The sequence below is a fragment of the Bacillus sp. FSL R7-0646 genome, assembly GCF_037969865.1.
In the GTDB taxonomy this organism is placed as follows: Bacteria; Bacillota; Bacilli; order Bacillales; family Bacillaceae; genus Bacillus; species Bacillus licheniformis.
On the sequence record NZ_CP150217.1, the window covers coordinates 90,061 to 111,825 of the forward strand.

The 21,765-nt window shown below is 49.1% G+C and carries 11 protein-coding genes, 9 tRNA genes and 6 rRNA genes; all 26 read left to right on the forward strand.

The genetic code is table 11. The features are described 5' to 3' along the window. Window positions 1–7: 7 nt before the first annotated feature. The 26 genes from folP (at window position 8) to radA (ending at window position 21,762) form a co-directional block, all read left to right on the forward strand. Window positions 8–865 (forward strand): dihydropteroate synthase, encoded by an 858-nt coding sequence (folP, locus tag MKY62_RS00475; protein WP_003178255.1) that lies wholly within the window; start codon window positions 8–10, stop codon window positions 863–865. Further along, window positions 858–1,220 carry a dihydroneopterin aldolase gene (gene folB, locus MKY62_RS00480; protein WP_025805876.1) on the forward strand — a complete coding sequence of 121 codons (363 nt, stop codon included), beginning with the start codon at window positions 858–860 and terminating at the stop codon, window positions 1,218–1,220. The genes folP and folB overlap by 8 nt, the downstream gene beginning before the upstream one ends. Next, window positions 1,217–1,717 (forward strand): 2-amino-4-hydroxy-6-hydroxymethyldihydropteridine diphosphokinase, encoded by a 501-nt coding sequence (folK, locus tag MKY62_RS00485; protein ID WP_003178260.1) that lies wholly within the window; start codon window positions 1,217–1,219, stop codon window positions 1,715–1,717. The genes folB and folK overlap by 4 nt, the downstream gene beginning before the upstream one ends. Further along, entirely contained in the window at window positions 1,669–1,878 is a 210-nt protein-coding gene (locus tag MKY62_RS00490) for a helix-turn-helix transcriptional regulator (RefSeq protein WP_003178262.1), read from the forward strand. Before folK ends, MKY62_RS00490 begins: the two co-directional genes overlap by 49 nt. A gap of 16 nt (window positions 1,879–1,894) precedes the next feature. After that, a complete protein-coding gene (gene dusB / locus MKY62_RS00495; protein WP_003178264.1) occupies window positions 1,895–2,896 on the forward strand; it encodes a tRNA dihydrouridine synthase DusB in 1,002 nt (333 codons plus the stop codon). Between the two features lie 84 nt (window positions 2,897–2,980). Then, on the forward strand, window positions 2,981–4,480 hold the full coding sequence (gene lysS, locus MKY62_RS00500) for a lysine--tRNA ligase (protein WP_011197475.1): 1,500 nt from the start codon (window positions 2,981–2,983) through the stop codon (window positions 4,478–4,480). Window positions 4,481–4,777: 297 nt separating this feature from the next. Beyond that, window positions 4,778–6,327, forward strand: a 16S ribosomal RNA gene (locus tag MKY62_RS00505). A 174-nt stretch (window positions 6,328–6,501) separates the two neighbouring features. Then, a 23S ribosomal RNA gene (locus MKY62_RS00510) occupies window positions 6,502–9,432 on the forward strand. Between the two features lie 132 nt (window positions 9,433–9,564). Continuing rightward, a 5S ribosomal RNA gene (gene rrf / locus MKY62_RS00515) occupies window positions 9,565–9,680 on the forward strand. Between the two features lie 20 nt (window positions 9,681–9,700). After that, window positions 9,701–9,776 (forward strand) — tRNA-Val (locus tag MKY62_RS00520). Window positions 9,777–9,797: 21 nt separating this feature from the next. Beyond that, window positions 9,798–9,873 (forward strand) — tRNA-Thr (locus tag MKY62_RS00525). 35 nt (window positions 9,874–9,908) lie between these two features. Beyond that, window positions 9,909–9,984 (forward strand) — tRNA-Lys (locus MKY62_RS00530). Between the two features lie 6 nt (window positions 9,985–9,990). After that, window positions 9,991–10,073, forward strand: a tRNA-Leu gene (locus MKY62_RS00535). Window positions 10,074–10,089: 16 nt separating this feature from the next. Beyond that, window positions 10,090–10,164: transfer RNA gene (locus tag MKY62_RS00540), tRNA-Gly, on the forward strand. A 9-nt stretch (window positions 10,165–10,173) separates the two neighbouring features. Next, window positions 10,174–10,259: transfer RNA gene (locus MKY62_RS00545), tRNA-Leu, on the forward strand. A 9-nt stretch (window positions 10,260–10,268) separates the two neighbouring features. Then, window positions 10,269–10,345, forward strand: a tRNA-Arg gene (locus tag MKY62_RS00550). 10 nt (window positions 10,346–10,355) lie between these two features. Next, window positions 10,356–10,432, forward strand: a tRNA-Pro gene (locus MKY62_RS00555). Window positions 10,433–10,438: 6 nt separating this feature from the next. Beyond that, a tRNA-Ala gene (locus MKY62_RS00560) sits at window positions 10,439–10,514 on the forward strand. Window positions 10,515–10,670: 156 nt separating this feature from the next. Beyond that, a 16S ribosomal RNA gene (locus MKY62_RS00565) occupies window positions 10,671–12,220 on the forward strand. Between the two features lie 174 nt (window positions 12,221–12,394). Then, window positions 12,395–15,325 (forward strand): 23S ribosomal RNA (locus MKY62_RS00570). A 132-nt stretch (window positions 15,326–15,457) separates the two neighbouring features. Then, a 5S ribosomal RNA gene (rrf, locus tag MKY62_RS00575) occupies window positions 15,458–15,573 on the forward strand. The 16S, 23S and 5S rRNA genes sit together here with 9 tRNA genes alongside, the layout of an rRNA operon. Window positions 15,574–15,749: 176 nt before the next feature. Then, window positions 15,750–16,214: a CtsR family transcriptional regulator gene (locus MKY62_RS00580; RefSeq protein WP_003178269.1), complete on the forward strand. Its 465-nt coding sequence runs from the start codon at window positions 15,750–15,752 to the stop codon at window positions 16,212–16,214. 14 nt (window positions 16,215–16,228) lie between these two features. Beyond that, the gene (locus tag MKY62_RS00585) at window positions 16,229–16,783 is read left to right on the forward strand and encodes a UvrB/UvrC motif-containing protein (protein WP_003178271.1); all 555 of its coding nucleotides are present in this window, start codon (window positions 16,229–16,231) and stop codon (window positions 16,781–16,783) included. Next, window positions 16,783–17,874: a protein arginine kinase gene (locus MKY62_RS00590; RefSeq protein ID WP_003178273.1), complete on the forward strand. Its 1,092-nt coding sequence runs from the start codon at window positions 16,783–16,785 to the stop codon at window positions 17,872–17,874. Before MKY62_RS00585 ends, MKY62_RS00590 begins: the two co-directional genes overlap by 1 nt. Next, on the forward strand, window positions 17,871–20,303 hold the full coding sequence (gene clpC, locus MKY62_RS00595) for an ATP-dependent protease ATP-binding subunit ClpC (protein ID WP_003178275.1): 2,433 nt from the start codon (window positions 17,871–17,873) through the stop codon (window positions 20,301–20,303). The genes MKY62_RS00590 and clpC overlap by 4 nt, the downstream gene beginning before the upstream one ends. Before the next feature lie 79 nt (window positions 20,304–20,382). Further along, window positions 20,383–21,762 carry a DNA repair protein RadA gene (gene radA / locus MKY62_RS00600; RefSeq protein ID WP_003178276.1) on the forward strand — a complete coding sequence of 460 codons (1,380 nt, stop codon included), beginning with the start codon at window positions 20,383–20,385 and terminating at the stop codon, window positions 21,760–21,762. Window positions 21,763–21,765: the final 3 nt, after the last annotated feature.

Below are 21,765 nucleotides of genomic sequence, written 5' to 3' on the forward strand. Positions count from 1 at the left end.
GAAGGATATGGCGCTTCAAACAGCGGTGCGTTCAAAGCAACTGATCGCAAAGCAATACACGTTGTCTTATGAAGATAAAACATTGATCATGGGAATTTTAAATGTGACGCCCGATTCTTTTTCAGACGGCGGAAAATATAACAGCATCGATCGCGCCGTCATTCATGCAAAACAAATGATCGAAGACGGCGCCCATATCCTTGATATCGGAGGAGAATCGACGAGGCCGGGGGCGGAAAAGGTTTCTCTTGATGAAGAGCTGTCAAGAGTCATACCTGTAATTGAAAAACTTGTTCAGGAAATCGACGTCCCGATTTCCGTTGACACTTATAAAGCGCAAGTGGCAGATGAAGCCATTAAGGCCGGTGCAGCCATCATCAATGATGTCTGGGGAGCAAAAGCAGATCCTGACATGGCCCGAGTTGCGGCCGCTCATAATGTGCCGATTATCTTGATGCATAACCGCGAGGAACGGAATTATAAGGATTTGATCCCGGACATGCTGTCTGATTTGATGGAATGTGTGAGCATTGCAAAATCAGCAGGCGTTCAGGATCATCACATCGTACTTGATCCCGGCATCGGCTTTGCCAAAACGTATCATGACAATTTGGCGGTCATGAATCAGCTCGAGAAGTTCAGCGAACCGGGATACCCGGTTTTATTGGGGACGTCACGAAAAAAATTTATCGGCCGAGTCCTGGATCTGCCGCCTGAAGAAAGAGCGGAAGGCACGGGGGCGACAGTATGCCTCGGTATTCAAAAGGGGTGCGATATCGTCAGGGTGCATGACGTCAAGCAAATCTCCAGGATGGCAAAAATGATGGATGCCATGATTGATAAAGGAGGCGTTTATCATCGATAAAGTGCATGTAGAGGGCATGGAGTTTTACGGATATCACGGTGTTTTCAAAGAAGAAAACAAACTCGGCCAGAGATTCCGCGTTGATCTGACAGCATTTCTAGATTTAAGCGAAGCCGGGAAAACGGATAATATTGAGGCCACCATTAATTATGCAGAGCTGTATAAGCTGTGCAAAGAGGTTGTGGAGGGAGAGCCGGTCAACCTTGTGGAGACCCTCGCGGAAACGATTGCCGCACAAGTGCTGGAGAATTTTGAAGCGGTTCAGGAATGTACGGTTAAAGTCGTCAAGCCTGATCCTCCTATACCTGGTCACTATAAATCGGTGGCCATCGAGATGACGAGAAAGCGAAAATGAACAACACGGCATATATAGCGCTCGGCTCGAATATCGGCCGGCGGGAAGAATATTTAAAAAAAGCTGTCTCTCTCCTCCATCAACATCCGTCTGTAGAGGTGACAGACATCTCGTCAATTTACGAAACTGATCCTGTCGGTTATACAGACCAAGATCTATTTTTAAACATGGCTGCAGCTGTTAAAACATCTCTTTCACCGTTTGAATTGCTCGATTTGACTCAGCGTATTGAAAAAGAACTCGGCCGCAAACGCGACATTAGATGGGGGCCGAGGACTGCAGACCTTGACATTTTGTTGTATAATCGTGAAAATATTGAGACAGAGCAACTTATCGTTCCTCATCCTAGAATGCATGAACGTTTGTTTGTACTCATCCCGCTGCTGGAGATTTATCCGGATCTTGAGGGAGCTGTCAATCATGCAAAAAATCAAGAAGGTGTAAGAGTATGGAAGCAGAAATCTGGGGTAGACGAATTCGTGCATATCGAAAGCTGAAGGGTTATACTCAAGAAGGGTTTGCCAAAGCATTGGGTATATCCGTTTCTGTGCTTGGTGAAGTAGAACGCGGGAATCGTATGCCGACGGAGAGCATGCTCAGGGATGTAGCCAATACTTTAAATATAACAGTGGAGGAACTATCTCCATCAGAAGAATAAGAAAGGAGGACTAAAAATGTTTAAAATCGGTGATATAGAATTAAAAAACAGGGTTGTGCTCGCGCCGATGGCCGGTGTCTGCAACTCAGCCTTCCGCTTGACGGTTAAGGAATTCGGAGCGGGTTTGGTCTGCGCCGAAATGGTCAGCGATAAGGCGATCCTTTACAATAATGCGAAAACGATGGGAATGCTTTATATCGATGAACGTGAAAAACCGCTCAGCCTGCAGATCTTCGGCGGAGAAAAAGAAACGCTTGTCGAAGCGGCGAAGTTTGTTGACCAAAACACAACTGCGGATATTATTGATATAAACATGGGATGTCCAGTGCCAAAGATCACAAAATGTGATGCAGGAGCCAAATGGCTGCTTGATCCGAATAAAATTTATGAAATGGTTTCAGCTGTCGTGGAGGCTGTTGACAAGCCTGTGACCGTGAAAATGAGAATGGGTTGGGACGAAGACCATATCTTTGCTGTTGAGAATGCGAGAGCTGTAGAACGAGCAGGCGGAAAAGCGGTCGCTCTTCACGGACGGACCCGCGTGCAAATGTACGAAGGAACGGCGAACTGGGATATTATCAAAGAAGTGAAGCAGTCCGTTTCAATCCCTGTAATCGGAAACGGTGATGTCAAAACTCCGCAAGATGCAAAACGCATGCTTGATGAAACAGGGGTGGACGGCGTCATGATCGGCCGTGCAGCGCTGGGTAACCCGTGGATGATTTACCGTACGGTTCACTATTTGGAAACAGGCGAATTGAAAGATGAGCCGAAAGTGCGTGAGAAAATTTCTGTCTGCAAACTTCACCTTGACCGATTAATCGGGCTGAAAGGCGAAAATGTTGCGGTTCGCGAAATGAGAAAGCACGCAGCCTGGTATCTAAAAGGCATAAGAGGAAACGCAAAGGTCCGGAATGAAATCAACCATTGCGAAACGAGAGATGAGCTCGTTCAGCTTTTAGACGCGTTTACGATTGAAGCCGAGGCAAAAGAGCTTCAGGATGCAAAAGTAGGATAAATCCGACCTCTGCTCACTGCCAGTTTTCACTGGCAGTTTTTCTGCTTTTTTCCTGAAAGACTAAAAGTAACGGAGTGATATATGATGAGCCATGAAGAGCATAACCATGAAGAATTAAACGACCAGCTGCAAGTCAGACGCGATAAAATGAATCAGTTGAGAGAAAGCGGAAAAGATCCTTTCGGACAGCGTTTTGATCGCACCCATCAATCAACTGATCTCATTGAGTCGTATAATGAATTCTCAAAAGAAGAATTAGAGGAAAAAGCAATTGAAGTAACGATTGCCGGCCGGATGATGACAAAGCGCGGAAAAGGGAAAGCGGGATTCGCGCATATTCAGGATTTAAAGGGCCAGATTCAGATCTATGTCAGAAAAGACAGTGTCGGTGAAGAGCAGTACGAATGGTTTAAAAGCTCTGACCTCGGGGACATCGTCGGCGTTACAGGCGTCATGTTTAAAACGAATGTAGGCGAATTGTCTGTAAAAGCAACATCTTTTGATTTATTGACAAAAGCCCTTCGTCCGCTTCCGGACAAATATCATGGATTAAAGGACATCGAGCAGCGCTACCGTCAGCGTTATTTGGATTTGATCGTAAATCCGGAAAGCAAAAATACGTTTATTACACGAAGCAAAATCATTCAATCCATGAGAAGATACTTAGATGACCACGGATACTTAGAAGTTGAAACGCCTACGATGCACGCGATTCCGGGTGGCGCATCTGCCCGTCCGTTCATTACACATCATAATGCGCTGGATATGCCGCTTTACATGAGGATCGCTATCGAGCTCCATTTGAAAAGGCTGATCGTCGGCGGGTTGGAAAAAGTCTATGAAATCGGACGTGTATTCCGAAATGAAGGGGTCTCCACACGGCACAATCCTGAATTTACGATGATCGAACTTTACGAAGCTTATGCTGACTATAAGGATATTATGAGATTGACGGAAAATCTCATTGCTCATATTGCACAAGAAGTGCTCGGCACTACGACCGTTCAATATGGAGATTATGAAGTCGACCTCAAGCCTGAATGGAAGAGACTCCATATGGTCGATGCTGTTAAAGAAGCCACCGGTGTAGACTTCTGGAAAGAAGTATCGGTAGAAGAAGCAAGAGCATATGCCAAAGAACACGGAATTGAAATTTCTGAAGGCATGTCAGTTGGACATATCATTAATGAATTCTTCGAGCAAAAAGTTGAAGAAACGTTGATTCAGCCTACTTTTATATACGGACACCCTGTGGAGATTTCTCCTCTGGCTAAGAAAAATCCTGAAGACCCTCGATTTACGGACCGTTTTGAGCTGTTTATCGTGGGCCGTGAGCACGCGAATGCATTTACTGAATTAAATGATCCTATCGACCAAAAAGAACGCTTTGAAGCGCAATTAAAAGAACGTGAAGAAGGAAACGATGAAGCGCATATGATGGATGAAGACTTTGTCGAAGCGCTGGAGTACGGAATGCCTCCTACCGGCGGCCTTGGAATCGGCATCGACAGACTGATTATGCTTTTGACGAATTCTCCTTCAATCAGGGACGTTTTACTATTCCCGCAAATGAGACATCGTTAGTTGACTTTCGTGCAGCAGCCGCGTAACAAGCGGCTGCTGCTCATTTAAAACAAATTAAATTTTTTCTCAAAAAAGTATTGCACAATCATAAATACGGTGGTATATTATTATTCGTTGCCGCAAAACGGCGGCGAAAGAAAAAAAGAACTTCAAAAAAAGTTCTTGACTTAATATCCGAGATTGGATATAATATAAAAGTCGCTTTAATAATGATCTTTGAAAACTAAACAAGACAAAACGTACCTGTTAATTCATTAAATAAATCGCACATGTAAGTGTGCGTAGTCATTATCAAACTTCATGGAGAGTTTGATCCTGGCTCAGGACGAACGCTGGCGGCGTGCCTAATACATGCAAGTCGAGCGGACCGACGGGAGCTTGCTCCCTTAGGTCAGCGGCGGACGGGTGAGTAACACGTGGGTAACCTGCCTGTAAGACTGGGATAACTCCGGGAAACCGGGGCTAATACCGGATGCTTGATTGAACCGCATGGTTCAATCATAAAAGGTGGCTTTTAGCTACCACTTACAGATGGACCCGCGGCGCATTAGCTAGTTGGTGAGGTAACGGCTCACCAAGGCGACGATGCGTAGCCGACCTGAGAGGGTGATCGGCCACACTGGGACTGAGACACGGCCCAGACTCCTACGGGAGGCAGCAGTAGGGAATCTTCCGCAATGGACGAAAGTCTGACGGAGCAACGCCGCGTGAGTGATGAAGGTTTTCGGATCGTAAAACTCTGTTGTTAGGGAAGAACAAGTACCGTTCGAATAGGGCGGTACCTTGACGGTACCTAACCAGAAAGCCACGGCTAACTACGTGCCAGCAGCCGCGGTAATACGTAGGTGGCAAGCGTTGTCCGGAATTATTGGGCGTAAAGCGCGCGCAGGCGGTTTCTTAAGTCTGATGTGAAAGCCCCCGGCTCAACCGGGGAGGGTCATTGGAAACTGGGGAACTTGAGTGCAGAAGAGGAGAGTGGAATTCCACGTGTAGCGGTGAAATGCGTAGAGATGTGGAGGAACACCAGTGGCGAAGGCGACTCTCTGGTCTGTAACTGACGCTGAGGCGCGAAAGCGTGGGGAGCGAACAGGATTAGATACCCTGGTAGTCCACGCCGTAAACGATGAGTGCTAAGTGTTAGAGGGTTTCCGCCCTTTAGTGCTGCAGCAAACGCATTAAGCACTCCGCCTGGGGAGTACGGTCGCAAGACTGAAACTCAAAGGAATTGACGGGGGCCCGCACAAGCGGTGGAGCATGTGGTTTAATTCGAAGCAACGCGAAGAACCTTACCAGGTCTTGACATCCTCTGACAACCCTAGAGATAGGGCTTCCCCTTCGGGGGCAGAGTGACAGGTGGTGCATGGTTGTCGTCAGCTCGTGTCGTGAGATGTTGGGTTAAGTCCCGCAACGAGCGCAACCCTTGATCTTAGTTGCCAGCATTCAGTTGGGCACTCTAAGGTGACTGCCGGTGACAAACCGGAGGAAGGTGGGGATGACGTCAAATCATCATGCCCCTTATGACCTGGGCTACACACGTGCTACAATGGGCAGAACAAAGGGCAGCGAAGCCGCGAGGCTAAGCCAATCCCACAAATCTGTTCTCAGTTCGGATCGCAGTCTGCAACTCGACTGCGTGAAGCTGGAATCGCTAGTAATCGCGGATCAGCATGCCGCGGTGAATACGTTCCCGGGCCTTGTACACACCGCCCGTCACACCACGAGAGTTTGTAACACCCGAAGTCGGTGAGGTAACCTTTTGGAGCCAGCCGCCGAAGGTGGGACAGATGATTGGGGTGAAGTCGTAACAAGGTAGCCGTATCGGAAGGTGCGGCTGGATCACCTCCTTTCTAAGGATATTATACGGAATATAAGACCTTGCGGTCTTATAGACAGGTGCGTTTGGATCTTGTTTAGTTTTGAAGGATCATTCCTTCAAAGCGTGTTCTTTGAAAACTAGATAACGAAAGTAGACATTCACATTCAATTGTAATGCAAGATATCACGTAGTGATTCTTTTTAACGGTTAAGTTAGAAAGGGCGCACGGTGGATGCCTTGGCACTAGGAGCCGATGAAGGACGGGACGAACACCGATATGCTTCGGGGAGCTGTAAGCAAGCTTTGATCCGGAGATTTCCGAATGGGGAAACCCACTGCTCGTAATGGAGCAGTATCCATATCTGAATTCATAGGATATGAGAAGGCAGACCCGGGGAACTGAAACATCTAAGTACCCGGAGGAAGAGAAAGCAAATGCGATTCCCTGAGTAGCGGCGAGCGAAACGGGAACAGCCCAAACCAAGAGGCTTGCCTCTTGGGGTTGTAGGACACTCTGTACGGAGTTACAAAAGAACGAGGTAGATGAAGAGGTCTGGAAAGGCCCGCCATAGGAGGTAACAGCCCTGTAGTCAAAACTTCGTTCTCTCCTGAGTGGATCCTGAGTACGGCGGAACACGTGAAATTCCGTCGGAATCCGGGAGGACCATCTCCCAAGGCTAAATACTCCCTAGTGACCGATAGTGAACCAGTACCGTGAGGGAAAGGTGAAAAGCACCCCGGAAGGGGAGTGAAAGAGATCCTGAAACCGTGTGCCTACAAGTAGTCAGAGCCCGTTAACGGGTGATGGCGTGCCTTTTGTAGAATGAACCGGCGAGTTACGATCCCGTGCAAGGTTAAGTTTGAAAAGACGGAGCCGCAGCGAAAGCGAGTCTGAATAGGGCGCATGAGTACGTGGTCGTAGACCCGAAACCAGGTGATCTACCCATGTCCAGGGTGAAGTTCAGGTAACACTGAATGGAGGCCCGAACCCACGCACGTTGAAAAGTGCGGGGATGAGGTGTGGGTAGGGGTGAAATGCCAATCGAACCTGGAGATAGCTGGTTCTCTCCGAAATAGCTTTAGGGCTAGCCTCAAGGTAAGAGTCTTGGAGGTAGAGCACTGATTGGACTAGGGGCCCCTACCGGGTTACCGAATTCAGTCAAACTCCGAATGCCAAAGACTTATCCTTGGGAGTCAGACTGCGAGTGATAAGATCCGTAGTCGAAAGGGAAACAGCCCAGACCGCCAGCTAAGGTCCCAAAGTATACGTTAAGTGGAAAAGGATGTGGAGTTGCTTAGACAACCAGGATGTTGGCTTAGAAGCAGCCACCATTTAAAGAGTGCGTAATAGCTCACTGGTCGAGTGACTCTGCGCCGAAAATGTACCGGGGCTAAACGTATCACCGAAGCTGCGGACTGTTCTTGCGAACAGTGGTAGGAGAGCGTTCTAAGGGCTGTGAAGCGAGACCGGAAGGACTCGTGGAGCGCTTAGAAGTGAGAATGCCGGTATGAGTAGCGAAAGAGGGGTGAGAATCCCCTCCACCGAATGCCTAAGGTTTCCTGAGGAAGGCTCGTCCGCTCAGGGTTAGTCGGGACCTAAGCCGAGGCCGAAAGGCGTAGGCGATGGACAACAGGTTGATATTCCTGTACCACCTCCTCACCATTTGAGCAATGGGGGGACGCAGGAGGATAGGGTAAGCGCGGTATTGGATATCCGCGTCCAAGCAGTTAGGCTGGGAAATAGGCAAATCCGTTTCCCGTAAGGCTGAGCTGTGATGGCGAGCGAAATATAGTAGCGAAGTTCCTGATTCCACACTGCCAAGAAAAGCCTCTAGCGAGGTGAGAGGTGCCCGTACCGCAAACCGACACAGGTAGGCGAGGAGAGAATCCTAAGGTGATCGAGAGAACTCTCGTTAAGGAACTCGGCAAAATGACCCCGTAACTTCGGGAGAAGGGGTGCTCTGTTAGGGTGCAAGCCCGAGAGAGCCGCAGTGAATAGGCCCAGGCGACTGTTTAGCAAAAACACAGGTCTCTGCGAAGCCGTAAGGCGAAGTATAGGGGCTGACGCCTGCCCGGTGCTGGAAGGTTAAGAGGAGCGCTTAGCGTAAGCGAAGGTGCGAATTGAAGCCCCAGTAAACGGCGGCCGTAACTATAACGGTCCTAAGGTAGCGAAATTCCTTGTCGGGTAAGTTCCGACCCGCACGAAAGGCGCAACGATCTGGGCACTGTCTCAACGAGAGACTCGGTGAAATTATAGTACCTGTGAAGATGCAGGTTACCCGCGACAGGACGGAAAGACCCCGTGGAGCTTTACTGCAGCCTGATATTGAATGTTGGTACAGCTTGTACAGGATAGGTAGGAGCCTTGGAAACCGGAGCGCCAGCTTCGGTGGAGGCATCGGTGGGATACTACCCTGGCTGTATTGACCTTCTAACCCGCTGCCCTTATCGGGCAGGGAGACAGTGTCAGGTGGGCAGTTTGACTGGGGCGGTCGCCTCCTAAAAGGTAACGGAGGCGCCCAAAGGTTCCCTCAGAATGGTTGGAAATCATTCGCAGAGTGTAAAGGCACAAGGGAGCTTGACTGCGAGACCTACAAGTCGAGCAGGGACGAAAGTCGGGCTTAGTGATCCGGTGGTTCCGCATGGAAGGGCCATCGCTCAACGGATAAAAGCTACCCCGGGGATAACAGGCTTATCTCCCCCAAGAGTCCACATCGACGGGGAGGTTTGGCACCTCGATGTCGGCTCATCGCATCCTGGGGCTGTAGTCGGTCCCAAGGGTTGGGCTGTTCGCCCATTAAAGCGGTACGCGAGCTGGGTTCAGAACGTCGTGAGACAGTTCGGTCCCTATCCGTCGCGGGCGCAGGAAATTTGAGAGGAGCTGTCCTTAGTACGAGAGGACCGGGATGGACGCACCGCTGGTGTACCAGTTGTTCTGCCAAGGGCATCGCTGGGTAGCTATGTGCGGACGGGATAAGTGCTGAAAGCATCTAAGCATGAAGCCCCCCTCAAGATGAGATTTCCCATTCCTATAAGGAAGTAAGATCCCTGAAAGATGATCAGGTTGATAGGTCTGAGGTGGAAGTGTGGCGACACATGGAGCTGACAGATACTAATCGATCGAGGACTTAACCTAAATATTTGTGAATCGTCTGTCCGTTATCTAGTTTTGAGAGAACACCTCTCAGAAAGCCAAAGGCAAGGAAACTCGGCTAAAGGCCCTCACATCCTGTGAGGAACGCCCAGTACCTTCGTCCTGAAGGCATAGTTTGGTGGCGATAGCGAAGAGGTCACACCCGTTCCCATGCCGAACACGGAAGTTAAGCTCTTCAGCGCCGATGGTAGTTGGGGGCTTCCCCCTGTGAGAGTAGGACGCCGCCAAGCTGTTGCACGCAAGTGCAAACGGAGGATTAGCTCAGCTGGGAGAGCATCTGCCTTACAAGCAGAGGGTCGGCGGTTCGATCCCGTCATCCTCCACCATTATAATATTTTGTTGATAAAGCCGGTGTAGCTCAATTGGTAGAGCAACTGACTTGTAATCAGTAGGTTGGGGGTTCAAGTCCTCTTGCCGGCACCACTTTTTTATGATATAATGTTTAAGTCTCTTTTAAAGAGCCATTAGCTCAGTTGGTAGAGCATCTGACTTTTAATCAGAGGGTCGAAGGTTCGAGTCCTTCATGGCTCACCATTTTATGCGGGTGTGGCGGAATTGGCAGACGCGCTAGACTTAGGATCTAGTGTCTTTACGGCGTGGGGGTTCGAGTCCCTTCACCCGCATTATAAAAAAAGATCTGCGGAAGTAGTTCAGTGGTAGAACACCACCTTGCCAAGGTGGGGGTCGCGGGTTCGAATCCCGTCTTCCGCTCCAACCATCCACGCCGGGGTGGTGGAATTGGCAGACACACAGGACTTAAAATCCTGCGGTAGGTGACTACCGTGCCGGTTCAAGTCCGGCCCTCGGCATTGATATATGCGCCCGTAGCTCAATTGGATAGAGCGTTTGACTACGGATCAAAAGGTTAGGGGTTCGACTCCTCTCGGGCGCGCCATTATATATAACGGGAAGTAGCTCAGCTTGGTAGAGCACATGGTTTGGGACCATGGGGTCGCAGGTTCGAATCCTGTCTTCCCGACCATTATTCGGGGCCTTAGCTCAGCTGGGAGAGCGCCTGCTTTGCACGCAGGAGGTCAGCGGTTCGATCCCGCTAGGCTCCACCATTTATTTTTGAAAAAAAGCACTTGACTATTTATATCAAGAGAGATATAATAATAGAGTTGCTTTAATAATGATCTTTGAAAACTAAACAAGACAAAACGTACCTGTTAATTCATTAAATAAATCGCACATGTAAGTGTGCGTAGTCATTATCAAACTTCATGGAGAGTTTGATCCTGGCTCAGGACGAACGCTGGCGGCGTGCCTAATACATGCAAGTCGAGCGGACCGACGGGAGCTTGCTCCCTTAGGTCAGCGGCGGACGGGTGAGTAACACGTGGGTAACCTGCCTGTAAGACTGGGATAACTCCGGGAAACCGGGGCTAATACCGGATGCTTGATTGAACCGCATGGTTCAATCATAAAAGGTGGCTTTTAGCTACCACTTACAGATGGACCCGCGGCGCATTAGCTAGTTGGTGAGGTAACGGCTCACCAAGGCGACGATGCGTAGCCGACCTGAGAGGGTGATCGGCCACACTGGGACTGAGACACGGCCCAGACTCCTACGGGAGGCAGCAGTAGGGAATCTTCCGCAATGGACGAAAGTCTGACGGAGCAACGCCGCGTGAGTGATGAAGGTTTTCGGATCGTAAAACTCTGTTGTTAGGGAAGAACAAGTACCGTTCGAATAGGGCGGTACCTTGACGGTACCTAACCAGAAAGCCACGGCTAACTACGTGCCAGCAGCCGCGGTAATACGTAGGTGGCAAGCGTTGTCCGGAATTATTGGGCGTAAAGCGCGCGCAGGCGGTTTCTTAAGTCTGATGTGAAAGCCCCCGGCTCAACCGGGGAGGGTCATTGGAAACTGGGGAACTTGAGTGCAGAAGAGGAGAGTGGAATTCCACGTGTAGCGGTGAAATGCGTAGAGATGTGGAGGAACACCAGTGGCGAAGGCGACTCTCTGGTCTGTAACTGACGCTGAGGCGCGAAAGCGTGGGGAGCGAACAGGATTAGATACCCTGGTAGTCCACGCCGTAAACGATGAGTGCTAAGTGTTAGAGGGTTTCCGCCCTTTAGTGCTGCAGCAAACGCATTAAGCACTCCGCCTGGGGAGTACGGTCGCAAGACTGAAACTCAAAGGAATTGACGGGGGCCCGCACAAGCGGTGGAGCATGTGGTTTAATTCGAAGCAACGCGAAGAACCTTACCAGGTCTTGACATCCTCTGACAACCCTAGAGATAGGGCTTCCCCTTCGGGGGCAGAGTGACAGGTGGTGCATGGTTGTCGTCAGCTCGTGTCGTGAGATGTTGGGTTAAGTCCCGCAACGAGCGCAACCCTTGATCTTAGTTGCCAGCATTCAGTTGGGCACTCTAAGGTGACTGCCGGTGACAAACCGGAGGAAGGTGGGGATGACGTCAAATCATCATGCCCCTTATGACCTGGGCTACACACGTGCTACAATGGGCAGAACAAAGGGCAGCGAAGCCGCGAGGCTAAGCCAATCCCACAAATCTGTTCTCAGTTCGGATCGCAGTCTGCAACTCGACTGCGTGAAGCTGGAATCGCTAGTAATCGCGGATCAGCATGCCGCGGTGAATACGTTCCCGGGCCTTGTACACACCGCCCGTCACACCACGAGAGTTTGTAACACCCGAAGTCGGTGAGGTAACCTTTTGGAGCCAGCCGCCGAAGGTGGGACAGATGATTGGGGTGAAGTCGTAACAAGGTAGCCGTATCGGAAGGTGCGGCTGGATCACCTCCTTTCTAAGGATATTATACGGAATATAAGACCTTGCGGTCTTATAGACAGGTGCGTTTGGATCTTGTTTAGTTTTGAAGGATCATTCCTTCAAAGCGTGTTCTTTGAAAACTAGATAACGAAAGTAGACATTCACATTCAATTGTAATGCAAGATATCACGTAGTGATTCTTTTTAACGGTTAAGTTAGAAAGGGCGCACGGTGGATGCCTTGGCACTAGGAGCCGATGAAGGACGGGACGAACACCGATATGCTTCGGGGAGCTGTAAGCAAGCTTTGATCCGGAGATTTCCGAATGGGGAAACCCACTGCTCGTAATGGAGCAGTATCCATATCTGAATTCATAGGATATGAGAAGGCAGACCCGGGGAACTGAAACATCTAAGTACCCGGAGGAAGAGAAAGCAAATGCGATTCCCTGAGTAGCGGCGAGCGAAACGGGAACAGCCCAAACCAAGAGGCTTGCCTCTTGGGGTTGTAGGACACTCTGTACGGAGTTACAAAAGAACGAGGTAGATGAAGAGGTCTGGAAAGGCCCGCCATAGGAGGTAACAGCCCTGTAGTCAAAACTTCGTTCTCTCCTGAGTGGATCCTGAGTACGGCGGAACACGTGAAATTCCGTCGGAATCCGGGAGGACCATCTCCCAAGGCTAAATACTCCCTAGTGACCGATAGTGAACCAGTACCGTGAGGGAAAGGTGAAAAGCACCCCGGAAGGGGAGTGAAAGAGATCCTGAAACCGTGTGCCTACAAGTAGTCAGAGCCCGTTAACGGGTGATGGCGTGCCTTTTGTAGAATGAACCGGCGAGTTACGATCCCGTGCAAGGTTAAGTTTGAAAAGACGGAGCCGCAGCGAAAGCGAGTCTGAATAGGGCGCATGAGTACGTGGTCGTAGACCCGAAACCAGGTGATCTACCCATGTCCAGGGTGAAGTTCAGGTAACACTGAATGGAGGCCCGAACCCACGCACGTTGAAAAGTGCGGGGATGAGGTGTGGGTAGGGGTGAAATGCCAATCGAACCTGGAGATAGCTGGTTCTCTCCGAAATAGCTTTAGGGCTAGCCTCAAGGTAAGAGTCTTGGAGGTAGAGCACTGATTGGACTAGGGGCCCCTACCGGGTTACCGAATTCAGTCAAACTCCGAATGCCAAAGACTTATCCTTGGGAGTCAGACTGCGAGTGATAAGATCCGTAGTCGAAAGGGAAACAGCCCAGACCGCCAGCTAAGGTCCCAAAGTATACGTTAAGTGGAAAAGGATGTGGAGTTGCTTAGACAACCAGGATGTTGGCTTAGAAGCAGCCACCATTTAAAGAGTGCGTAATAGCTCACTGGTCGAGTGACTCTGCGCCGAAAATGTACCGGGGCTAAACGTATCACCGAAGCTGCGGACTGTTCTTGCGAACAGTGGTAGGAGAGCGTTCTAAGGGCTGTGAAGCGAGACCGGAAGGACTCGTGGAGCGCTTAGAAGTGAGAATGCCGGTATGAGTAGCGAAAGAGGGGTGAGAATCCCCTCCACCGAATGCCTAAGGTTTCCTGAGGAAGGCTCGTCCGCTCAGGGTTAGTCGGGACCTAAGCCGAGGCCGAAAGGCGTAGGCGATGGACAACAGGTTGATATTCCTGTACCACCTCCTCACCATTTGAGCAATGGGGGGACGCAGGAGGATAGGGCAAGCGCGGTATTGGATATCCGCGTCCAAGCAGTTAGGCTGGGAAATAGGCAAATCCGTTTCCCGTAAGGCTGAGCTGTGATGGCGAGCGAAATATAGTAGCGAAGTTCCTGATTCCACACTGCCAAGAAAAGCCTCTAGCGAGGTGAGAGGTGCCCGTACCGCAAACCGACACAGGTAGGCGAGGAGAGAATCCTAAGGTGATCGAGAGAACTCTCGTTAAGGAACTCGGCAAAATGACCCCGTAACTTCGGGAGAAGGGGTGCTCTGTTAGGGTGCAAGCCCGAGAGAGCCGCAGTGAATAGGCCCAGGCGACTGTTTAGCAAAAACACAGGTCTCTGCGAAGCCGTAAGGCGAAGTATAGGGGCTGACGCCTGCCCGGTGCTGGAAGGTTAAGAGGAGCGCTTAGCGTAAGCGAAGGTGCGAATTGAAGCCCCAGTAAACGGCGGCCGTAACTATAACGGTCCTAAGGTAGCGAAATTCCTTGTCGGGTAAGTTCCGACCCGCACGAAAGGCGCAACGATCTGGGCACTGTCTCAACGAGAGACTCGGTGAAATTATAGTACCTGTGAAGATGCAGGTTACCCGCGACAGGACGGAAAGACCCCGTGGAGCTTTACTGCAGCCTGATATTGAATGTTGGTACAGCTTGTACAGGATAGGTAGGAGCCTTGGAAACCGGAGCGCCAGCTTCGGTGGAGGCATCGGTGGGATACTACCCTGGCTGTATTGACCTTCTAACCCGCTGCCCTTATCGGGCAGGGAGACAGTGTCAGGTGGGCAGTTTGACTGGGGCGGTCGCCTCCTAAAAGGTAACGGAGGCGCCCAAAGGTTCCCTCAGAATGGTTGGAAATCATTCGCAGAGTGTAAAGGCACAAGGGAGCTTGACTGCGAGACCTACAAGTCGAGCAGGGACGAAAGTCGGGCTTAGTGATCCGGTGGTTCCGCATGGAAGGGCCATCGCTCAACGGATAAAAGCTACCCCGGGGATAACAGGCTTATCTCCCCCAAGAGTCCACATCGACGGGGAGGTTTGGCACCTCGATGTCGGCTCATCGCATCCTGGGGCTGTAGTCGGTCCCAAGGGTTGGGCTGTTCGCCCATTAAAGCGGTACGCGAGCTGGGTTCAGAACGTCGTGAGACAGTTCGGTCCCTATCCGTCGCGGGCGCAGGAAATTTGAGAGGAGCTGTCCTTAGTACGAGAGGACCGGGATGGACGCACCGCTGGTGTACCAGTTGTTCTGCCAAGGGCATCGCTGGGTAGCTATGTGCGGACGGGATAAGTGCTGAAAGCATCTAAGCATGAAGCCCCCCTCAAGATGAGATTTCCCATTCCTATAAGGAAGTAAGATCCCTGAAAGATGATCAGGTTGATAGGTCTGAGGTGGAAGTGTGGCGACACATGGAGCTGACAGATACTAATCGATCGAGGACTTAACCTAAATATTTGTGAATCGTCTGTCCGTTATCTAGTTTTGAGAGAACACCTCTCAGAAAGCCAAAGGCAAGGAAACTCGGCTAAAGGCCCTCACATCCTGTGAGGAACGCCCAGTACCTTCGTCCTGAAGGCATAGTTTGGTGGCGATAGCGAAGAGGTCACACCCGTTCCCATGCCGAACACGGAAGTTAAGCTCTTCAGCGCCGATGGTAGTTGGGGGCTTCCCCCTGTGAGAGTAGGACGCCGCCAAGCGCTTAGAAAGACCAGCTTATATAAAAGCTGGTCTTTTTTCTTTTCCCTAAGGTTTTATGACAGCTAAAAGTGGAAATAATAAAGGACGAAGAGCAATTAGTTGAAAAAAAAACGAAAACCACTTATAGTAAAGTTAAAGTCAAATATAGTCAAAGTCAAGTGAAGGAGGGGGCTGAGTGGGGAAAAATATTTCTGACATAATCGAACAGTATTTGAAACAAATATTAGAACAGAACGGGAAAGAAATATTAGAGATTAAACGGAGCGAAATAGCCGATAAATTTCAGTGTGTTCCTTCTCAGATCAATTACGTAATCAATACGCGTTTTACGAGCGAGCGCGGATATATTGTCGAAAGCAAAAGAGGCGGCGGCGGTTATATCCGAATTATTAAAATTAAAATGAACGACAAAATTGATTTGATTAACAATATTATGAATCAAATCTATACAAGGCTCTCCCAGGCTGCTTCAGATGACATCATTTTAAGGCTGTTAGAAAATGGTGTCATTACAGAAAGCGAAGCGAAATTGATGGTGAGTGTCATGGACCGTTCTGTTTTATATATTGATTTGCCTGAACGAGACGAATTAAGAGCAAGAATGATGAAAGCCATGCTTACGTCACTTAAATTTAAGTAAAGCGGGTGAGAAGCGTGATATGTCAAGAGTGTAAAGAAAGACCGGCAACTTTTCACTTTACGAAAGTTATTAATGGTGAAAAAAAAGAAATGCACATCTGTGAACAATGTGCGAAAGAGAACAGCGAGTCATATTCTATGAATGAAAGTGGCGGATTTTCCATCCATAATTTATTATCCGGACTGCTTAATTTTGACTCGTCTTTTACAAACAGCAGCGAGGCGCAGCTTTTTCAACAGCCGGATCAGGTTTTGCGATGCAAAAAATGCAATATGACGTTCCCGGAATTTCGAAAAACCGGCCGGTTTGGATGTTCGGAATGTTATAAAACCTTCCACTCCTATATCACTCCGGTTTTAAGAAAAGTTCACAGCGGGAACACGGTCCACGCGGGTAAAATACCAAAGCGGATCGGCGGTAATCTGCATGTAAGAAGACAAATTGAAGCATTAAAAAAAGAGCTGAAAGAATTAATTCAGCAGGAGGAGTTTGAAAAAGCAGCCAACATCAGAGATCAGATCAGATCGCTTGAACAAAACCTGAATGCAAACAAGGAGGAGGAGGACTGATGTCACTGCAGCATTTTATTCAGAATGCTTTAAGCAATTGGATGCGGCAAGAAGGCCCTGAGAGTGACATCGTGCTTAGCAGCCGGATCCGTCTTGCGCGCAATTTGGATAAAGTCCGTTTTCCAACGCTTTTTTCAAATGAAGAGGCTTCAGCGATTATAGCATTGTTTGAAGAACAGTTCACAGGCTATGAAGTGCCCGGTATCGGGAAGTTTGAGCTTGTGAAAATGGATCAGGTCCAGCCTTTGGAAAAAAGGGTTCTTGTGGAAAAACATCTGATCAGTCCGCATTTGACGGAAGCTTCCTTTGGCGCATGCCTTCTTTCTGAAAATGAAGAAGTGAGTATTATGCTGAATGAGGAAGATCATATTCGCATTCAATGTCTATTTCCGGGATTTCAGCTGTCAGAAGCATTGAAAGCAGCAAATCAGGTGGACGATTGGATTGAAGACCGGATCGACTACGCTTTTTCCGAACAAAGAGGCTACTTGACCAGCTGCCCTACAAATGTCGGAACAGGGCTTAGAGCTTCTGTCATGATGCACCTTCCTGCTTTAGTGTTAACTAGGCAAATAAACAGAATTATTCCGGCAATTAATCAATTAGGGCTTGTTGTTAGAGGAATTTACGGTGAAGGCAGCGAAGCATTAGGGAATATCTTTCAAATTTCCAACCAAATTACCCTCGGTAAATCGGAACACGACATTGTCGAAGATCTGAACAGTGTCGTTGCCCAGCTGATCGAACAAGAGCGTTCAGCAAGAAAGGCGCTTTATCAGACTTCGCAAATCGAACTTGAAGACCGCGTCTACAGATCTTACGGCGTACTGTCCAATTGCCGGATGATCGAGTCGAAAGAAACAGCAAGATGTCTTTCAGACGTTCGTCTTGGAATTGACCTGGGGATAATAAAAGGTCTTTCCAGCAATATACTTAATGAGCTGATGATCCTGACACAGCCTGGATTTCTCCAGCAATATTCCGGAGGAGCCTTAAGGCCAAACGAGAGGGACATCAGGCGGGCTGCTCTTATCAGGGAGCGCTTGAAATTAGAAAACAACGGCAATAGACAGGAGGATGAAACGATATGATGTTTGGAAGATTCACAGAAAGAGCACAAAAAGTATTGGCGCTTGCTCAAGAAGAAGCTCTGCGTCTGGGCCATAATAACATTGGAACAGAACATATTCTCCTCGGCCTTGTCCGCGAGGGAGAAGGAATTGCTGCGAAAGCGCTGCAGGCGTTAGGACTCAGCCCTGACAAGATTCAAAAAGAAGTTGAAAGCCTCATCGGCCGCGGACAAGAAATGTCACAATCGATCCATTACACACCGAGAGCCAAGAAAGTGACCGAATTGGCGATGGATGAAGCGAGAAAGCTTGGCCACTCCTACGTTGGAACTGAACACATCCTCCTTGGCTTAATCCGCGAAGGGGAAGGTGTTGCGGCAAGGGTGCTGAATAATTTAGGCGTCAGCTTAAACAAAGCGAGACAGCAAGTATTGCAGCTGTTGGGCAGCAATGAGAGCGGAGGCGCTGCTTCAGGCGCCAACAGTAGCGCCAACACACCAACTTTAGACAGTCTTGCCCGGGATCTCACGGCGATTGCAAAAGAAGACAGCCTTGATCCCGTGATCGGCAGAAGCAAAGAAATTCAACGCGTGATTGAAGTGTTGAGCCGCAGAACGAAAAATAACCCTGTGTTAATCGGGGAGCCTGGTGTCGGTAAGACTGCGATTGCCGAAGGCCTGGCCCAGCAGATCATCAATAACGAAGTACCGGAGATTTTACGCGACAAGCGCGTCATGACACTTGATATGGGAACGGTTGTCGCCGGCACGAAATATCGCGGTGAATTTGAAGACCGCCTGAAAAAAGTGATGGACGAAATTCGTCAAGCGGGAAATATCATCCTCTTCATCGATGAGCTGCATACTCTCATCGGAGCCGGAGGAGCGGAAGGGGCCATCGATGCCTCCAATATCCTTAAACCGTCGCTGGCGCGCGGAGAGCTGCAATGCATCGGGGCGACAACCCTTGATGAATACCGCAAATACATTGAAAAAGATGCTGCACTAGAACGGCGTTTTCAGCCGATTCAGGTTGACCAGCCGTCTCCTGAAGAAAGCATTCAAATATTGAAAGGGCTCAGAGACCGCTATGAAGCCCATCACCGCGTATCGATTACGGATGAAGCGATCGAAGCGGCAGTAAAGCTGTCAGACCGCTACATTTCGGACCGTTTTCTGCCTGACAAGGCGATCGACTTAATCGATGAAGCCGGCTCAAAGGTTAGACTGCGTTCATTCACAACGCCTCCTAACTTAAAAGAGCTTGAACAAAAGCTTGATGAGGTAAGGAAAGAAAAAGATGCCGCTGTTCAAAGCCAGGAATTCGAAAAAGCAGCGTCTTTACGTGATACGGAGCAGCGCTTGCGTGAACAGGTCGAAGAAACCAAGAAAACCTGGAAAGAAAAGCAAGGTCAAGAAAATTCCGAAGTGACCGTCGACGATATTGCAATGGTTGTATCAAGCTGGACCGGAGTGCCGGTTTCCAAAATTGCGCAGACCGAAACAGACAAATTGCTGAACATGGAGAGCATTCTTCATTCCCGCGTTATCGGCCAGGATGAGGCTGTCGTTGCAGTTGCAAAAGCAGTCAGACGCGCGCGTGCCGGCTTAAAAGATCCAAAACGTCCTATCGGTTCGTTTATTTTCCTTGGCCCAACAGGCGTAGGGAAAACGGAGCTTGCCCGTGCACTTGCCGAGTCCATTTTCGGCGATGAAGAAGCAATGATTCGCATCGATATGTCCGAGTACATGGAAAAACATTCAACATCAAGACTCGTCGGTTCACCTCCTGGATATGTCGGCTATGATGAAGGCGGACAGCTCACTGAAAAAGTGAGAAGAAAACCGTATTCCGTCGTCTTGCTTGATGAAATCGAGAAAGCTCACCCAGATGTCTTCAATATTTTGCTGCAGGTGCTTGAAGACGGCCGCCTGACTGATTCAAAAGGGCGCACGGTTGACTTTAGGAATACGATTTTGATCATGACATCAAACGTCGGTGCGAGCGAACTGAGAAGAAATAAATACGTCGGGTTTAATGTGCAGGATGAAACCCAGAATTATAAAGATATGAAAGACAAAGTCATGGGTGAACTAAAACGCGCCTTTAGACCTGAATTTATCAACCGGATTGATGAGATCATCGTCTTCCACTCTTTGGAGAAAAAACATTTGAAAGATATTGTATCCCTCATGTCAGACCAATTGACCAAGCGTCTGAAAGAACAGGATCTTTCAATTGAGCTGACTGAAGCGGCTAAAGAAAAAATCGCCGATGAAGGCGTGGATCTCGAATACGGAGCGCGCCCTCTCAGAAGAGCAATCCAAAAACACGTGGAAGACCGGCTGTCAGAAGAGCTCCTAAAAGGCCATATTCAAAAAGGCCAGCATATTGTTTTGGATGTAGAAGACGGAGAATTTGTCGTAAAAACCGAAGCTAAAACGAACTAATATAGAGACAAAAGAAAGAGGCATACGATGTTCATCAGTATGCCTCACTTTCTTATAAAGGGAGCGTTTTGAAAAATCAATGGCTAAAACAAAGACTAAATTCATTTGTCACTCATGCGGCTACGAATCCGCCAAGTGGATGGGGAAATGCCCCGGATGCGGTGCATGGAATACCATGGTGGAAGAAACGATAAAAAAACCCGCCGCCAACAGAAGAACCGCTTTTTCACATTCCGTTCAAACAGTGCAAAAGCCTTCACCTCTCACTTCAATTGAAACAACAGAAGAGCCGCGAATTAAAACGAAACTTGGCGAATTCAACCGCGTCTTGGGAAACGGCATCGTCAAAGGTTCACTTGTTTTAATCGGAGGCGACCCCGGCATCGGGAAATCAACCTTGCTGCTTCAAGTATCTGCCCAGCTCGCTGATTCAAAAGAAAATGTCCTGTACATCTCAGGCGAAGAATCGGTCAAGCAGACAAAGCTGAGAGCAGACCGTCTAGGTATCAACAGTCCCACTCTTCACGTTTTATCTGAAACCGATATGGAGTATATTACGTCTTCTATAGAAGAGATGAACCCATCATTCGTAGTGGTTGATTCGATTCAAACCGTTTACCAAAGTGATATCACATCCGCTCCGGGCAGCGTCTCCCAGGTCAGGGAATGCACCGCTGAGCTGATGAGAATTGCAAAAACGAAAGGGATTCCAATATTTATCGTCGGGCATGTCACAAAAGAAGGTTCGATTGCCGGACCGAGACTTCTGGAACATATGGTCGACACCGTCCTTTACTTTGAAGGTGAGCGGCATCATACATTTCGGATTTTAAGAGCCGTCAAAAACCGGTTTGGATCAACGAATGAAATGGGAATCTTTGAAATGAGGGAAGAGGGCCTGACAGAGGTGCTGAATCCGTCAGAAATCTTTCTCGAAGAGCGCTCGGCGGGAGCGGCCGGATCGAGTGTCGTGGCCTCAATGGAAGGCACGAGGCCAGTCTTAGTAGAGATTCAGGCGCTGATTTCCCCCACGAGCTTTGGGAATCCGCGCCGGATGGCAACCGGGATTGATCATAACCGCGTCTCATTGCTAATGGCAGTTTTAGAAAAAAGGGTTGGACTGCTGCTGCAAAATCAAGACGCCTATTTAAAAGTCGCCGGAGGCGTCAAGCTGGACGAGCCAGCGATTGACCTCGCCGTTGCAGTGAGCATCGCCTCAAGCTTCAGAGACACCCCGCCTCATCCGACGGATTGTTTTATCGGAGAAGTCGGATTGACAGGGGAGGTCCGCAGAGTATCAAGGATAGAACAGAGGGTGCAGGAAGCGGCGAAGCTTGGTTTTAAAAGAATGATTATTCCTTCTGCAAATGTAGAAGGATGGACAAAGCCGAAAGGAATCGAAGTCGTCGGCGTTGAAAATGTAGCTGAGGCCCTTCGAGCTTCATTAGGAGGATCATAATAT

Excerpts from the sequence above, each read along its gene's own strand:
- folP (WP_003178255.1), top strand. The coding sequence starts at position 8 with ATGGCGCTTCAAACAGCGGTGCGTTCAAAGCAACTGATCGCAAAGCAA.
- folK (WP_003178260.1), top strand. The coding sequence starts at position 1,217 with ATGAACAACACGGCATATATAGCGCTCGGCTCGAATATCGGCCGGCGG.
- MKY62_RS00490 (WP_003178262.1), top strand. The coding sequence starts at position 1,669 with ATGGAAGCAGAAATCTGGGGTAGACGAATTCGTGCATATCGAAAGCTG.
- dusB (WP_003178264.1), top strand. The coding sequence starts at position 1,895 with ATGTTTAAAATCGGTGATATAGAATTAAAAAACAGGGTTGTGCTCGCG.
- lysS (WP_011197475.1), top strand. The coding sequence starts at position 2,981 with ATGAGCCATGAAGAGCATAACCATGAAGAATTAAACGACCAGCTGCAA.
- MKY62_RS00590 (WP_003178273.1), top strand. The coding sequence starts at position 16,783 with ATGTCACTGCAGCATTTTATTCAGAATGCTTTAAGCAATTGGATGCGG.
- clpC (WP_003178275.1), top strand. The coding sequence starts at position 17,871 with ATGATGTTTGGAAGATTCACAGAAAGAGCACAAAAAGTATTGGCGCTT.
- radA (WP_003178276.1), top strand. The coding sequence starts at position 20,383 with ATGGCTAAAACAAAGACTAAATTCATTTGTCACTCATGCGGCTACGAA.